The sequence below is a fragment of the Rhizobium sp. NPDC092011 genome, assembly GCF_044756305.1.
In the GTDB taxonomy this organism is placed as follows: domain Bacteria; phylum Pseudomonadota; class Alphaproteobacteria; order Rhizobiales; family Rhizobiaceae; genus Rhizobium.
The window spans coordinates 331,161-345,518 of sequence record NZ_JBIVSO010000003.1 but is presented as its reverse complement, the minus strand read 5'-3'; the positions used below and the strand labels follow the sequence as shown (position 1 = coordinate 345,518).

Genomic DNA, 14,358 nt, shown 5'->3' with positions numbered 1-14,358 from the left:
CTTACTCGACAAACAGAAGGAAAGAATTGGCAGGCCGATCCCGGCCGGCGCCAAACTTGCATATTGATGATCTTCGACTGGCTATCCGACCCTTCCGCCTGGATCGGTCTTGCTACCTTGATCGTTCTCGAGATTGTTCTCGGTATCGACAATCTCGTCTTCATCGCGATTCTCGCCGACAAGCTGCCGCCGCACCAACGCGATGCCGCACGCATGATCGGCCTGGCGCTGGCCCTCATCATCCGCCTGGCGCTGCTCGCCTCCATCGCCTGGATCGTAACGCTGACGACGCCGTTGATCTCGGTCTGGGGCTACAGCCTCTCGGGCCGCGATCTCATCCTGATTTTCGGCGGTCTGTTCCTGCTATTCAAGGGCACGATGGAGTTGCACGAGCGGCTGGAAGGGCATGAGTCGCAGGGCGAGAAAAAACTCGTTCATGCCGTCTTCTGGCAAGTGATCGTACAGATCGTCGTCCTGGATGCCATTTTCTCGCTCGACAGCGTCATTACCGCCGTCGGCATGGTGCAGGAACTCTCCATCATGATGGTCGCGGTGATCTTCGCGGTCGCCGTCATGCTGTTCCTGTCGAAGCCGCTGATGGCATTCGTCTCGAAACATCCGACCGTGGTCATCCTCTGCCTCGGCTTTCTGATGATGATCGGCTTCTCGCTTGTCGTCGAAGGCTTCGGCTTCCATGTGCCGAAGGGCTATCTCTATGCGGCGATTGGCTTCTCGATCATCATCGAGGCTCTGAACCAGCTCGCCCGCCGCAACAAGGAGCGGCTTATCACGCCAAGCAATATCCGCAACCGCACCGCCGATGCGGTTCTCGGACTTCTCGGCGCCAAGCGGCCGCAGGCAACACTCGGCGAGCCGGCCGAGAAAAGAGCGGAGCACACCGTCAGCGATGAGGTGTTCTCCGTCGAGGAGAAGGACATGATCCACGGCGTGCTGACGCTTGCCGATCGTTCGGTCCGCTCGATCATGACGCCGCGCACCGATATCGTCTGGCTCGATCTCGACAAGCCGCGCGCGGAGCAACAGCGCCGCGTCATCGAGATGGGCCATTCGCGCTTCCCGGTCGTGCGCGGCAGCCTCGACAACTTCATCGGCATTGCAAGCGCCCGCGACGTGATGCGCGACCTGATGGAAAAGGGCGAGATCGATCTGGAACGCTCGATCCGTCAGCCGCTGGCCGTGCACGAGAGCATCAACGTGCTCAAACTCATGGAGCGATTGCGCCATCAGAATCAGGCCCTGGCGCTAGTCCTCGACGAGTACGGCGAAATCGAAGGACTGGTGACGACAACGGATCTCTTCGAGGCGATCGCTGGCGAATTTCCCGACGAAGAGGACGAGCGGCTGACCATCGACAAGAGTGAAGACGGATCGCTGACTGTCGACGGCTGGATCGACATTCGACACCTCTCCAAGCTGGTCGGCGTCGATCTCGTCGATGAGACGGATCGCTACTCGACGCTTGCCGGTTTCATCCTTTGGGGTCTCGGCCATTTGCCGCACGAGGGCGAGCGCTTCAACTCTGGCCGACTCGCCTTCGAGGTGGTCAAACTCAATGGCCGAAATATCGACAAAGTCCGGATTCAACCGTTGGAATATGCAATCTAGGAAGAGGATAGGCTCATGGCATGGTCTGCCGGCCAATATGTGAAATTCGAGGATGAACGCACGCGCCCGGCGCGGGATCTCCTGGCGCAAGTGCCGCTGGAGCGCGTCGAGCGCGCGATCGATCTCGGCTGCGGCCCCGGCAACTCGACGGAACTGATCGTCGAGCGATACGGTGCCGCCGGCGTCTCTGGCCTCGATAGCGACGACAACATGCTGGAAGCCGCACGCAAGCGCATGCCGGGCACGGCCTTCGCCAAAGCCGATCTCGCCACCTGGCGTCCCGAGACACCCGTCGACCTCCTCTTTGCCAACGCCGTCTTTCAGTGGTTGCCCAACCATCTCGACATTCTCGACCACCTGATGGATGGCCTGAAGCCCGGCGGCGTGCTTGCGGTACAGATGCCCGACAACCTGACGGAACCAAGTCATTTGATGATGGAAGAGACCGGCAAGAGCGGCCCGTGGAGCGATGCCTTCGCCAAGAAGAGCGTACGGCGCAATCCCCTTCCCGCGCCGTCAGTCTACTACAACAGGCTGATCGGCAAATCGGCCCGCATTGATATCTGGCACACCAACTACAATCATGCGCTGGAGAACGCCGCTGCGATCGTCGAATGGGTGAAGGGAACAGGCCTTCGTCCCTATCTCGACCATGTCGGCGCCGAACATCGCGATGCCTTCGCGGCCGAATATCTGAAGCACATCGAGAAGGCCTATCCGCCGCTTGTGGACGGCAAGGTGCTGTTGCGTTTCCCGCGCCTCTTCCTGATTGCCGTGAAGAAATAGGCAGCCTGACTCCTCTTAAAAGTCTGCCGACGGCGGGCGCTACAGCGTCGCGCGCCACATGTGGTGCGCAAAGGCCGCTGTAACACGTTAAATCTGCTGCATAATTTTGCCCTTAAATCGATTCCGGTTTAAGGAATTATGCAGTAGAACATCAGTAGCCAATGCTGAAACAGCAATAGCTCCGAGGAGATAGTCGATGTCGTCCAGAAGCCCCCTTTATGGCCGTCGCAAGGAGAAGCGCTCATGACCACCCCCGACGTCGCACCCGCCCCGCCACTGACATTCGTGATCTTCGGCGCCGCCGGCGATCTCACCAGGCGCCTGCTCGTCCCGACGCTGATCAACATGACCCGCAGCGGGCTTGTGGGAGAGGATCTGCACATCCTCGGCGTCGGCATCGAGACCGGCGGCGTGGACATGCTGCTGGAGCGGTTGGAAGCCTTCCTCAAGACCTCCGGCGACATGGACGATCCGCAGCGTCAAGCCGCGTGGCAGAGCCTGCGCAAGCGCATCAGCTACATCTCCGGCGACTTCACGCAGAATGCCGTCTACAAACAGATCGCCGATTACCTATCGAGTGCGCCGAGCGCCAATGCGGCGTTCTATTTCGCCGTACCGCCGCAATTCTTTGGCGACATTGCCGAGAAGCTATCCGAAAACGGACTGATGAACGAGGCGACCGGCGCCTTCCGCCGCATCGCGATCGAAAAGCCCTTCGGCCACGATCTCGCCTCGGCGCAAGCCCTGAATGCGCGGTTGCTGAACCATGTCCACGAAAGCCAGATCTACCGCATCGACCATTTCCTTGGCAAGGAAACCGTCCAGAACATCATGACGACGCGCTTCGCCAACATGATGATCGAGGCCTTGTGGAACAACAACTATATCGATCACGTGCAGATCACGGCGGCGGAGCTTGTCGATGTCGGCACGCGCGGCAAGTTCTACGATGCGACCGGCGCTTTGCGCGACATGGTGCCGAACCATCTCTTCCAGCTGCTGGCGATGGTGGCAATGGAGCCGCCGAACAGTTTTGACGCGGAGTCGATCCGCAATGAAAAAGGCAAGGTGCTGAAAGCTCTGCGTGCCTATTCGCGCGAAGAAGCAGCCCAGAACGGCGTGCGCGGCGCCTATACGGCGGGCCCGATTGCCGGCCGCGATCTGCCGGCCTTTACCCAGACGCCGGATGTCTCGCCCGATAGCAACACAGAAACCTTCGTGGCGCTGAAGCTCCTCGTCGATACCTGGCGCTGGGCGGGCGTGCCGTTCTATCTGCGTACCGGCAAGGCGATGAAGGCGCGCGATACGGAAGTGGTCATCACCTTCCGCCAAGTGCCTTTCGCGCAATTCCCCCGCCACGGCACCCAGCCCGAACTGCCACCGAACAGGCTGATCATCCAGGTGCAGCCCGACGAAGGGCTGGACATGGAAATCTCGATCAAGTCACCGGGACTGGTGCTGAAAACCGCGCCGGTTTCGCTCGACTTCCGCTATGCGGACAATTTCGACATCGGCAAGCAGACCGGCTACGAAAGCCTGTTCTACGAACTTTTCGTCGGTGACCAGACCCTCTTCCAGCGCGCCGACGGCATCGAGGCAGGCTGGGCAGCCGTGCAGCCCTTCCTCGACCTTTGGGCCGAGGGCGGCAAACCCGATCCCTATGCCCCCGGCAGCTCAGGCCCGGCTTCCGCCGACGAACTCATCGAACGCGATGGCCGCAAGTGGCATCAGATCGACGGGGCCTCGAGCGGTAAAAGAGTCTAACGCTCAGAGGGCGGGTATGAATAATGCCGCCCCCTCATCGCAACAAAAAGCCCCGCGAGATTATCGCGGGGCTTTTGTTGTCAGCGACAATACCGACTAGATGAACTGGCTCAAGCCGGGAACAGAATTCACCACCTGATCGACGACATCGTTGCCGGCATATTGCCGGGCAGTCGCGACGGTTTCCTTGGCGAGCGAGGTAATGTCGCCCATGCCGAGGCCGGTGCTCATCAGCTGCTGGCCGAGGCCCATGATGCCGCCGCCGGCGCCAACCGCACTCAGGAGGCCGCCGAGAAGACCGCCGCCGCCCGAGGCATCGCCGCCGTACTGAGCAACCAGATCGGTTGCACCGGGGAAGGACTCAATCATCTTGGTAACCGGACCTTCTGGAGCTTCGCGCTGCAGGAAGCCGAGAATCATGCCGACGGCCTTCTCCGCGAGGTCGGGAGCGATACCGGCTTTGGTCGCGATCTGATCAATAACTTCGTTCACTGTGGCCTCCTGCCTTTACGACGTTAACGTCAACGTAACTCAATGAAGCAACCGACACAAGCCGCGCCGGGCGTCGTTATTCTACCAGAAGCGGAACCCTGACGCGAATGGTTGTCCCTCTCCTTTCGAGTTCTTATAACAGTGTCAGCACAAATCAATGAACGGCTCTGGCAGCTTCAAAAAGCTGCTGTGCCGCCGCCCCGGAACCGGATGACTTTGGATCGAATCGGTCCAAAGTCATCCGGTTCTGGAATCAAACAGCTAGAGCATGATGTCGTCCGAAAACCGATGACACTTTCCGGCATCATGCTCTAAGGGAGACGACACCATGCCGCAGCAGGACGGACAGATTTTCGTTGGCGCCAGCCGCAATCCGGATGAAAGCATCAACAAGGACGAGTTCCTGACGTTGAAATTCGGCAACCGCCACGGTCTCGTTACCGGCGCCACCGGCACCGGCAAGACGGTGACACTGCAGGTGCTTGCGGAGGGCTTTTCCAAAGCCGGCGTGCCTGTCTTTTGCGCCGACATCAAGGGCGACCTCTCCGGCATTGCCGTCAAGGGCGAGGCGAAGGATTTCCTGCTCAAGCGCGCCGAGGAAGTCGGCCTCTCCCCTTATGAATTCGATCAGTTTCCGGTCATCTTCTGGGATCTCTACGGCGAGAAGGGCCACCGCGTTCGCGCGACCATCGCCGAGATGGGACCGCTTTTGCTGGCACGCTTGATGGATGCCTCCGAAGCGCAGGAAGGCGTGCTCAACATCGCCTTCAAGATCGCCGACGAAAATGGCCTGGCGCTGCTGGATCTCAAGGATCTGCAGGCGCTGCTGAACTATATGGGTGACAATGCCAACGAGCTTTCCAGCAAATACGGCCTGATCTCGAAATCCTCGGTCGGCTCGATCCAGCGCGCAATGCTCGTCCTGGAGCAGCAGGGCGCGGAAAACTTCTTTGGCGAACCGGCCCTGAAGATCTCCGACATCATGCGGGTCAGCAACGACGGTTACGGCCAGGTTTCCGTGCTCGCGGCCGACAAGCTGATGATGAACCCGCGTCTCTATGCGACCTTCCTGCTATGGCTGATGTCGGAACTGTTCGAGGAACTGCCCGAAGTGGGAGATCCGGAAAAGCCCAGACTGGTCTTCTTCTTCGATGAAGCGCATCTGCTCTTCAACGATGCACCGAAAGTGCTGATAGAGCGCGTGGAGCAAGTGGTGCGGCTGATCCGCTCGAAGGGCGTCGGCGTCTATTTCGTCACGCAGAACCCGCTCGACGTCCCCGAAACGGTGCTGGCCCAGCTTGGCAATCGCGTGCAGCATGCTCTGCGCGCTTATACGCCGCGCGAGCAGAAGGCCGTGCAGACGGCAGCCTCCACCTTCCGCCCCAACCCGGCGTTCAATTGCGCCGAGGTCATCACCACGCTTGGCACCGGCGAGGCGCTGGTGTCGATGCTGGAGGGCAAGGGCGCGCCATCGATCGTCGAGCGCACGTTGATCCGGCCGCCCGCCGGCCGCATCGGCCCGCTTAACGATGCAGAACGTCGGGCCGTCATGCATGCAAGCCCGGTTGCGGGCGTCTACGATCAAACGATAGATCGTGAATCTGGCTACGAAATCCTGACTGAGCGGGCGCGCAAGGCATCGGAGCAGCAAAGCGGCAGCGCAGGCGATGGCTGGACGCTTCCTGGCTTCGGCGGAGACAGCAACAAGCCCGTCGGCCGTGGCCGTTCGGGCTATCAGCGCGAAACAATCCTTGAAGCAACGATGAAAAGCATGGCGCGCACGGTCGCAACGCAAGTCGGCCGCGCCATCGTCCGCGGCATTCTCGGCAGTTTCAAGCGGTAAAAGGAGACCTCCCCTCAAGCGGGAGGTCGCGGCAAAGCCGAGGGTCGGGGTGACATGCCGCAAACCGCAGATCACTCCGACCCGATCCTACAGGCCAATCCTCCCCTCGAGGGGAGGGTAAAAATCACCGCACCGGCGCGACGAGCGAGAAGAATGCGCCTTGCGGATCGGTCGCCTGGACGATCCAGCTGCCGCCGGGGACTTCCATCGGGCCGTTGACGATCGCGCCGCCACCTTCGGTGATGCGGGTGATCGCGGCGTCGATCGCCGGAACGTTGATGTAGAAATTCCAGGCCGCGACAGGCATTTCCGCCGGCTTGGTCATGATGCCGCCGAAGTCGCGGTCGCCGATCTTGAAGATCTTGTACTTGCCCATCGGCCCCATGTCGAAATCGGAGCTCAGTTCCCAACCGAACATCTCGCTGTAGAAATCGAAGGCCTTCGGACCGTCGCCGGCATACAGTTCGTGCCAGCCGAAATATCCGGGCGTGGCGGGGGCCGCGGGCTCCCAATCCTGGCCGGGCAGCGGCGTGAACAGGCAGAAGGCCGCCCCATAAGGATCGGAGACGACGGAAAACCTGCCGACGCCCGGAATATCCATCGGCTCGCGATAGACCTTGCCACCTTTGCTAACAACCGTCTTGGTCGCTTCGTCGACATCTGGAACGCCGATATAGCCGGTCCAGCACGGCGGCGTGCCCATGGCCTTCGCCTCTTCCGGCAGGATCATCAGACCAGCAACCGGACCTGCGCCGGCGCTGAACAATGTGTAATCCATTCCGACTTCGGGCATGCCGGCATCCGCAGCATCCCAGCCGACGACCTTGCTATAGAAGGCCTCAGCCGCCTTCATGTCCGTCGTCATCAGCTCGTACCAGACAAAATAACCCTTCTCAGCCATGGTAGCTCTCTCCCTATTATGATTGCTAAAGTAGCCGTCTCATCCAGAGTCGGCTGTCGGCGCTGGCTCATCATGGCCGATCAACGTGACGGCGAAGCGATGGTCGCTCGCTTCGCCCGTCGGCCGTTAGCATGCGCCAGATGTTAGTTAGGCACGAAATACAATATTTCGACCCCTGCCCCCAACGGCACGCATTCGATTGCCTCGCCGCGCGTCAATCACAGCAGGAATGTGTCTTCTCCGCGTGCTCATATTCGTCGTGGCGACGCACGAAGTTCATCGTGCTGGTTTCATTGCGTCCCTTGGGCGCTCGATCGAGGATCATCAGCGTGCCGATCAGTTCCTCGGGACCGCGTGCGTAGCTCGAATAGGTATGGAAGATATTGCCGGCTTCGTCCTTGTAGAAGGAGCTGAGGCCCGGAAGCTCGTCAAAGCCTTCGGCTGGATCCATCAGCGTGAAGTTGTAGTAAATTACCTCGCCGGCAAGCTGCTCCTTCGAAAAGGAAACGTGATAGTCGAAGTTGAAGTCGTTGGCGAAGGATGACACCCAGGGGAAATTCCAGCCCATGCGCTTCTTGTAGGCTTCCACCTTCTGCAGCGGCGCGCGGGAGACAGCAACCAGGGTGACGTCGTGATTGCTGAGATGCGGAAGCGCGCCATCGAAGTGGTCGGCAAGGAAGGAGCAACCGGGGCATCCGGCGTCCCAATCGGGGCCGAGCATGAAGTGATAGACGATCAGCTGGCTGCGGCCAGCAAAGAGATCGGCGAGCGTCTTCTTGCCCTCCGGCGTATCGAAGACATAGTTCTTATCGACCTTGACCCAAGGTAAAGCCAAACGCTCTGCATTGACGCGATCGCGCAAATGCGTTGCCTCTTTCTCGCTGGCGAGCAGCTGGCGGCGTGCTTCTAGCCAAATTTCCCTGGAAACGATCTGGTTCATGGTGAAGCGCCCTCCTCCGGCGACCTTAACACCCCGAAATCTTGACAAATATATTGATATCAATATTAATGAAGCATGTCAAACGCGATACAAGTCCCCTTCGAAACCACCCTACTTGTGCGGGATACCTGCCTATGCCTGCATGTGCAGCGTGCCGCACGCGCCCTGGCTCGTCGCTTCGATGAAGCGCTGAGACCATTTGGACTGACCAATGGCCAGTTTTCCCTCATGATGTCGCTGAACAGACCGATGCCTGCCTCGATGGGCTCGGTGACGGCGCTGCTGGCGATGGACCAGACAACGCTAACGGCGGCGCTGAAGCCGCTGGAGCGGCGCGGATGGGTTGATATCGTGCCCAATCCTAGGGATCGTCGCGCCCGGCTTCTCAGCCTCACCCCGTCAGGCAAGGCAACGCTTGCCGCCGCCGTGCCGATCTGGAAGGTGACGCATGCAGCCCTGGAAGAGCGCCTGCCAGAGGGCAATGGCGACAGGTTGCGCAGCGATCTGGCGGCTTTGCTCTAGGCCGCCAGCCTTTCCCTGCCCGTTGATGCATTCCAGACAAAAAACCGCAGCGCAATTTTCCCGTAACGGCTCTATTGCGCAAGCCGGGGATCGGCGCCGAAATCCTGCCTCTCGAAACCGATGCGGCGTCTGGGAAATTCGCAGAGCGCCTGCACGCCCGCGCGCGACAAACGGATGCGCCACGTCTGGCGCTCCACCGGCTCACGCGCCGCGAAGGCCTTTGCGGTCAAGAGCGCGATGTTCCGGCCACCCCTGGGGTCGCGAACCGAACGGTAAAGGATCGCCTCGATACCCCCCGCACGCGCCGCTTCGGCCAGCGATTGGCAGGCTTCATAGTCGACCGGATCGGTCCATTGCTGGCGATCGCGATCCAGTGGCGGCCTCGTCAGGTCGAGAGCGCCCTTGGTGGTGATTGCCGCGGCAAAGGCCGTGTATTCCGCCGCATTGGCAGGCAGCGGTGTATCCGGAGAATCGCGGAAGAAGAGCAGCCTGTAGAAGCTCATCTCCGCAAGAGCCGTCTCCACCTGCTCCGAGGCGTAGAAGACGCCAAGCGTCCGCCCCGCCCGGCGAAAGCGGGAACCATGTGGATAGATCGCGCCATAGCGAAAGGGCGTGGCAAGCAAATAGTCGAGACCGGCACATTCCGGTGGTAATCGCGGCTTGCTCTCGTCCAGCAGACGCTCGAGCAGATCCTGCTCTTCCAGATTGTCCACCAGCTTCAGCGTCGAGACCTGATGCTGCGATTCCACCAGCCGCCAATAGCGTCCGGAAATGGCCTTTGCCTCAGACGAGAGCGCGGCGGGCGTCCAGATAGGCAAGGACATCAGTCAAACCCGAAATCGAGGTGATCTTGTTCAGCGGCGCTGCGCCGAAGGCGAGGTTGTCATTGCGCAGCCATTGCCGCGCCACCGTTTCGTCCCCGCCGACAATCGCGTCCAGCGAGCGAAAGAGACGCACGAAGAGCACGCCAAGCTCGAACGGCTTGCTATCGCGCTCGAGAAGATGATCCTGCCGCTTCATGCGCGACACCGTCGCCTCGGAAACGCCGATAATATCCGCGAGTATGCGTGCATTCACCCCCAACCGCTCGGCCGCATTGACCACTGCCTTGGTGATAACAAGGGCTTCGCCAGCGATTGGTTGACCTATTGCCTGAACTTTTGCCATGGCCATATCCTTTCCTTAGAAAATATATAGCACTTTTCTTGCAAAAGAAAAGGAGCGATAGATAGGACTGTCGCTCCTTTCAATAGAGGTGGCCTCTAACGGCCAGCCATCCGTTCCGGCTCAGACAACCGCGAACTGCACTTCGGTCGAGGTGCGCATGGCGTGGCTGTAAGGGCATACGATGTGGGCGGCGGCGGCAAGCTTTTCAGCCTCAGCCTTGTCCATGCCGGGAATGTGAACAGCTAGGGACACTTCGATGCCGAAACCGGTGCCATCTGCGCGCGGCCCGATACCGACGGTCGCGGTGACCTTCGCATCTTCCGGAATCTTGACCTTCTGCTGACCTGCGACAAATTTCAGGGCACCCAGGAAGCAAGCGGAGTAGCCGGCGGCAAAAAGCTGCTCGGGGTTGGTGCCGGTAGCGCCGTCGCCGCCCAGTTCCTTCGGCACGGTCAGCGTGACGTCAAGGACGCCATTTTCGGAAACTGCATGGCCAGCGCGGCCACCGGTGGCAGAAGCTTTGGTCGTGTAGAGAATAGGCATGTCATGTCTCCCTTCGGTTTGGATAATTTTTTATATAGCACGATTTAATCGTGCGCAATATTTATTTTTTGCAATTTGATTTCGCAAAGTGAATTTGTGACAATGACGCCGACACGGAAACGGCAGGGCAGCGATGACGGATAGTGCCGATGGGCAGATCATAATCCCCGATGAGGAAAAGCGGCTCGAAAGGCAGCTCTGCTTTGCCGTCTACAGCGCCGCCCACGCATTCAACCGCGCTTACAAGCCCATCCTCGATCGCGTCGGCCTCACCTACCCTCAATATCTTGTCATGCTTGTACTGTGGGAAAGGGGCAGTCTTTCGGTCAAGACGATCGGCGAAAAACTGGATCTCGATTCAGGAACGCTGTCGCCGCTTCTGAAGCGATTGGAGCAGGCCGGATTGATCGGCCGCGCCCGCGATCCGAGAGATGAACGTCAGGTGATCGTTTCGTTGACGGAAAAGGGCGCCGGGATGCAATGCCAAGTCGATGCGATCATGGGCGCAATCGGTCAGGCCACCGGTTGCGCCATGTCCGAAATCGCCGATCTACGCGAACAGTTGCAGCGGCTGAAAGCCAATCTGGCGGCCGAGTGAAGGACGGCTCGCCAACATCCCAATGGATATCTGTAGGGCCGCTAGAGCATGTCGCGCAAAAGTGTGCAGCGGTTTTGCGACTACGACATGCGTGAATTCAAAGAGCTAAAGCGCGTGAAGCGAATCGAAAGATCGCGACGCGATTTGGACAGTGAAGGGCGCCACGTAAGGGCGCCCTGCCAGTTTTCGGTCTGTGATCCTACGACGTCACGAGGATCGGCGCGCGCTCAGGCACGCGATCGTAGAGATCGATGACATCCTGATTGAGCAGGCGCACGCAACCGGACGAAACCGCCTTGCCGATGGAGCGCCAGTCGGGATTGCCATGCAGGCGATAGAGCGAATCCTGCTTGTCTTCGAAGATGTAGAGCGCACGTGCGCCGAGCGGATTCTTCAGGCCCGGATCCATACCGCCATTGGCGATGGAGAACTTCACGAGCTCAGGCTGGCGAGCAACCATCTCATCCGGCGGGTTCCAGCGCGGCCACTTCTTGCGCCACTGAATGACACCACGGCCCTGCCAGGCAAAGCCCTCGCGGCCGACGCCGATGCCGTAACGCATGGCCGTGCCGCCCTGCTCGGTGACGTAGAGCATGCGCTGCGTCGTGTTGACGACCACCGTGCCCGGCGCCTCGCCGGTCGGGTCGACCACGCGCTGCCGGTAAAAGCGTTGATCGATCTGCTGATAAGGAACGGCCGGAATATGGAAGCCGCCGTCATCCAGCGCCGCATAGATCACGGCAGGATCTGGCTGCTCGCCGTCATAGCTGGAGAACCAGCTGCGGAACGGCCTGGGCGACCCGGTATATTGCACGGGGCTGACGATGGGCCCGCTGTTGACGGTGGAGGCACAGCTAGCGAGCGTGGAAGCAGCGCCGATGCCTACTAGGGTGAGGAAATTACGTCGGGATAGCGAAGAGGGAAGGCTCATGTCGACAGCATAGTTCCTGTTGATGAGGAAGCGAGAACCCGCGATACATAAGCTGATTCGGCTTCCCGAGAGGTTTGCAGAGACAGAGGTAAAACTAAAGAGCGCAGCAACACCCCGCTATCGCACTTATGCAACATCACGAAAATTTGTGGTAAAATACCGCTACAAAACGACGATTTCCGTCTTAGCAGGCACTCGGTTGTAGAGATCTATCACGTCCTGGTTGAGCATGCGCACGCATCCGGAGGAAGCTGCCCTGCCGATCGACTGCCAATCCGGAGTACCGTGGACGCGATAAAGCGTGTCCTTACCATTCTGGAAGATGTAAAGCGCACGCGCGCCGAGCGGGTTGGTCGGTCCCGGATTCATGCCGCCGCGCTCAGCCGACAGCGGTTTCATCTGCGGCTCGCGAGCGACCATTTCTGCCGGCGGCGTCCAGCGCGGCCATTTCTGCTTCCACTGGATCATGCCTCTGCCATGCCAGGCATAACCGGCCGCACCCAGGCCCACGCCATATCGCATGGCTTTGCCGCCCGGCTCGACGAAATAGAGAAAATGATCCCTTGTGTCGACGATGATCGTACCTGGACGCTCGTTGGTCTTGTAATCCACTTCCTGGCGCAGAAAGCGCGGATCGATGCGCTTGTAGGGAATGGCCGGCAGCGTGAAATCATCCTCGCTCCGCTGTGCATACATGGCCTGATGCACGGGATTGGAGGTCGGCAAACCATAGGTCTGATGGAACTGCGTGCGGAAAAGATCGCGCGACTGCGGCACCGGCTGCACCGGAAGGCGATGCACCCTCTGCGGATCGATGCCCTCCGGACGATAGAAGATCGGCGACGTCTCCTGTACGAACCGATCCGGATCGGTCGCGCCTGTATCGGGAATGATGCTGCAGGCGGACAAAGTCGTCAAAGCGGCAGCAGCAAGCAGGCGACGGGAAACGGGCAGCAGTTCGGCCATCATCGGAAACCAGTTGGAACACATATCGGATCGGCGACATGATGAACCGCGCGGCTGGAGCGAGGCTGGCGTCGGCGGCGAAGATATTGCGCGAATTGGCCAAACGCCTGATTTTTGCCATGGGCGATGTAAATGTCGCAAGGTGCGAGAAGCCGTGAACACAGATGTCCCGACATCACCGCCGCATCGCTTTACAAGTCCGGCGCCTCGTTGTGCAATCGGCCGAGCTAGGCGGCCACGCTTTCGAAAAACCGGATGCTCTGCTCGATCTCACCCGGCAGCGCTGAATTGTGGCTGCCCGGAACCGTCTCCATATCCATTTTCACGCCGCCGGCCGTTGCTCGCTTGGCCAGCAGAGCCAGCCGCGAGTCGAAATGGGCTTCCTCGGTGCCATGAAACAACTTCATCGGGCACCTGAAGCTGTGGGCATAGCAGAGCGGCGAGCGCATCTGGAATTCGCGCGGGTTCTTGGTGTTGAAACGGATATCCTGCGGGTAGCGGCTGAAGAACGCATAGGCATCCGGATTTCCGGATATCGGCGCTGCCGCACGGAAGCGCTTGGTCGACATCGCGGTCAGCATAGCGAGCGTACCGCCGATGCTGTGGCCTGCCAGAAACAGGCGACGCGGATCGACACCGGGCAGATGCCGCAGTCGGTTCGACGCCGCCAACACATCGGCAACCTCGTCGTAAAAACCGGAGAAATTACCCCTTTGGCCGTTTTCGCCGCGCATCGAGGGGATCATGACGACATAGCCGGCCTCGACGTAGGGCTTCATCAGCTGCCAGTGCCCCTGGCCTATGGCGTTGCCGCCGTGAAGGAACAGCACGGCCGGTTTCGGCGTGCGCTCGCGCGTATACTTCGATACCCAGGAGACGAGTTCCAGCTCGCCGCCGATACCACTGCGATAAAAGAGCTGATCGGCGGTCGGCGGCGTCACCAGCGGCTCATAGATATCCGGCGCCGGTCCCTTGCTCAGCAAGTCCGTCCGAAATAGCCGGCGCTCCCTGCTATAGTTGCCGGACAGAAGCGGCGGTGCATCCTCGGCCTTTTCCTCGGCGACGGCATTCTTGCTATCGGCAGGCTTGCCACCGGTCGTGCTGTCGTCGGCGGCTCTTACGATGCTCGGCGCAAAAAGCGCAGCGGCCAGGCCCGCAAGGACGCTGCGGCGATTGGGACGGAATGTGTTGTCGTCAGACGTGGTCATGGGCTCTGTCCAGATATGCCGGCGCAGCTCGAATCTGCACAGGTCGAAAGGCAAGGCCAACTCACATTGTG

15 protein-coding genes are annotated in these 14,358 nt (G+C 60.0%); 6 read left to right on the top strand and 9 right to left on the bottom strand.

Annotated elements, in window-relative coordinates; translation table 11 throughout:
* Nucleotides 1-66: 66 nt before the first annotated feature.
* From ACIQJ2_RS16890 to zwf, 3 genes are all read left to right on the top strand, one after another.
* Nucleotides 67-1,626 (top strand): TerC family protein, encoded by a 1,560-nt coding sequence (locus ACIQJ2_RS16890; RefSeq protein ID WP_400667339.1) that lies wholly within the window; start codon nt 67-69, stop codon nt 1,624-1,626.
* 15 nt (nt 1,627-1,641) lie between these two features.
* Nucleotides 1,642-2,412, top strand: a complete 771-nt coding sequence (gene tam / locus ACIQJ2_RS16885) for a trans-aconitate 2-methyltransferase (protein ID WP_400667341.1) — start codon at nt 1,642-1,644, stop codon at nt 2,410-2,412.
* 243 nt (nt 2,413-2,655) lie between these two features.
* Nucleotides 2,656-4,176, top strand: coding sequence for a glucose-6-phosphate dehydrogenase (gene zwf / locus ACIQJ2_RS16880; RefSeq protein WP_199145961.1), 1,521 nt, complete (start codon nt 2,656-2,658; stop codon nt 4,174-4,176).
* Nucleotides 4,177-4,272: 96 nt separating this feature from the next.
* Here the strand turns inward: zwf and ACIQJ2_RS16875 are convergent, their stop codons facing one another.
* Nucleotides 4,273-4,668 carry a hypothetical protein gene (locus ACIQJ2_RS16875; RefSeq protein WP_184701199.1) on the bottom strand — a complete coding sequence of 132 codons (396 nt, stop codon included), beginning with the start codon at nt 4,666-4,668 and terminating at the stop codon, nt 4,273-4,275.
* Between the two features lie 328 nt (nt 4,669-4,996).
* On the opposite strand from ACIQJ2_RS16875, the gene ACIQJ2_RS16870 reads away from it, so the two are divergent.
* Nucleotides 4,997-6,511, top strand: coding sequence for a helicase HerA-like C-terminal domain-containing protein (locus tag ACIQJ2_RS16870; protein ID WP_400667344.1), 1,515 nt, complete (start codon nt 4,997-4,999; stop codon nt 6,509-6,511).
* A 124-nt stretch (nt 6,512-6,635) separates the two neighbouring features.
* Here ACIQJ2_RS16870 and ACIQJ2_RS16865 read toward each other — a convergent pair whose 3' ends face one another.
* A complete protein-coding gene (locus ACIQJ2_RS16865; protein ID WP_400667346.1) occupies nt 6,636-7,412 on the bottom strand; it encodes a VOC family protein in 777 nt (258 codons plus the stop codon).
* A gap of 214 nt (nt 7,413-7,626) precedes the next feature.
* Complete coding sequence (locus tag ACIQJ2_RS16860) at nt 7,627-8,352, bottom strand: DUF899 domain-containing protein (protein WP_400667348.1); 726 nt, start codon at nt 8,350-8,352, stop codon at nt 7,627-7,629.
* A 75-nt stretch (nt 8,353-8,427) separates the two neighbouring features.
* Here ACIQJ2_RS16860 and ACIQJ2_RS16855 point away from each other — a divergent pair, with 75 nt between their 5' ends.
* On the top strand, nt 8,428-8,874 hold the full coding sequence (locus ACIQJ2_RS16855; RefSeq protein WP_199145952.1) for a MarR family transcriptional regulator: 447 nt from the start codon (nt 8,428-8,430) through the stop codon (nt 8,872-8,874).
* Nucleotides 8,875-8,945: 71 nt separating this feature from the next.
* On the opposite strand, the gene ACIQJ2_RS16850 is transcribed toward ACIQJ2_RS16855, so the two are convergent.
* The 3 genes from ACIQJ2_RS16850 to ACIQJ2_RS16840 all read right to left on the bottom strand — a co-directional run bounded on the left by ACIQJ2_RS16850 (nt 8,946) and on the right by ACIQJ2_RS16840 (nt 10,584).
* A complete protein-coding gene (locus tag ACIQJ2_RS16850) occupies nt 8,946-9,698 on the bottom strand; it encodes an RES family NAD+ phosphorylase (RefSeq protein WP_400667350.1) in 753 nt (250 codons plus the stop codon).
* A complete protein-coding gene (locus ACIQJ2_RS16845; protein WP_400667352.1) occupies nt 9,658-10,041 on the bottom strand; it encodes an antitoxin Xre/MbcA/ParS toxin-binding domain-containing protein in 384 nt (127 codons plus the stop codon). The genes ACIQJ2_RS16850 and ACIQJ2_RS16845 overlap by 41 nt, the downstream gene beginning before the upstream one ends.
* A 120-nt stretch (nt 10,042-10,161) precedes the next feature.
* Nucleotides 10,162-10,584, bottom strand: a complete 423-nt coding sequence (locus ACIQJ2_RS16840; protein ID WP_199088517.1) for an organic hydroperoxide resistance protein — start codon at nt 10,582-10,584, stop codon at nt 10,162-10,164.
* Between the two features lie 133 nt (nt 10,585-10,717).
* Here ACIQJ2_RS16840 and ACIQJ2_RS16835 point away from each other — a divergent pair, with 133 nt between their 5' ends.
* Nucleotides 10,718-11,182, top strand: a complete 465-nt coding sequence (locus ACIQJ2_RS16835) for a MarR family winged helix-turn-helix transcriptional regulator (protein ID WP_400667355.1) — start codon at nt 10,718-10,720, stop codon at nt 11,180-11,182.
* A 199-nt stretch (nt 11,183-11,381) separates the two neighbouring features.
* Here ACIQJ2_RS16835 and ACIQJ2_RS16830 read toward each other — a convergent pair whose 3' ends face one another.
* The 3 genes from ACIQJ2_RS16830 to ACIQJ2_RS16820 all read right to left on the bottom strand — a co-directional run bounded on the left by ACIQJ2_RS16830 (nt 11,382) and on the right by ACIQJ2_RS16820 (nt 14,287).
* Nucleotides 11,382-12,113 carry a L,D-transpeptidase gene (locus ACIQJ2_RS16830; protein ID WP_199145944.1) on the bottom strand — a complete coding sequence of 244 codons (732 nt, stop codon included), beginning with the start codon at nt 12,111-12,113 and terminating at the stop codon, nt 11,382-11,384.
* Between the two features lie 162 nt (nt 12,114-12,275).
* On the bottom strand, nt 12,276-13,079 hold the full coding sequence (locus ACIQJ2_RS16825; protein ID WP_400667746.1) for a L,D-transpeptidase: 804 nt from the start codon (nt 13,077-13,079) through the stop codon (nt 12,276-12,278).
* A 227-nt stretch (nt 13,080-13,306) separates the two neighbouring features.
* Nucleotides 13,307-14,287: an alpha/beta hydrolase family protein gene (locus ACIQJ2_RS16820; protein WP_400667357.1), complete on the bottom strand. Its 981-nt coding sequence runs from the start codon at nt 14,285-14,287 to the stop codon at nt 13,307-13,309.
* Between the last annotated feature and the right edge of the window lie 71 nt (nt 14,288-14,358).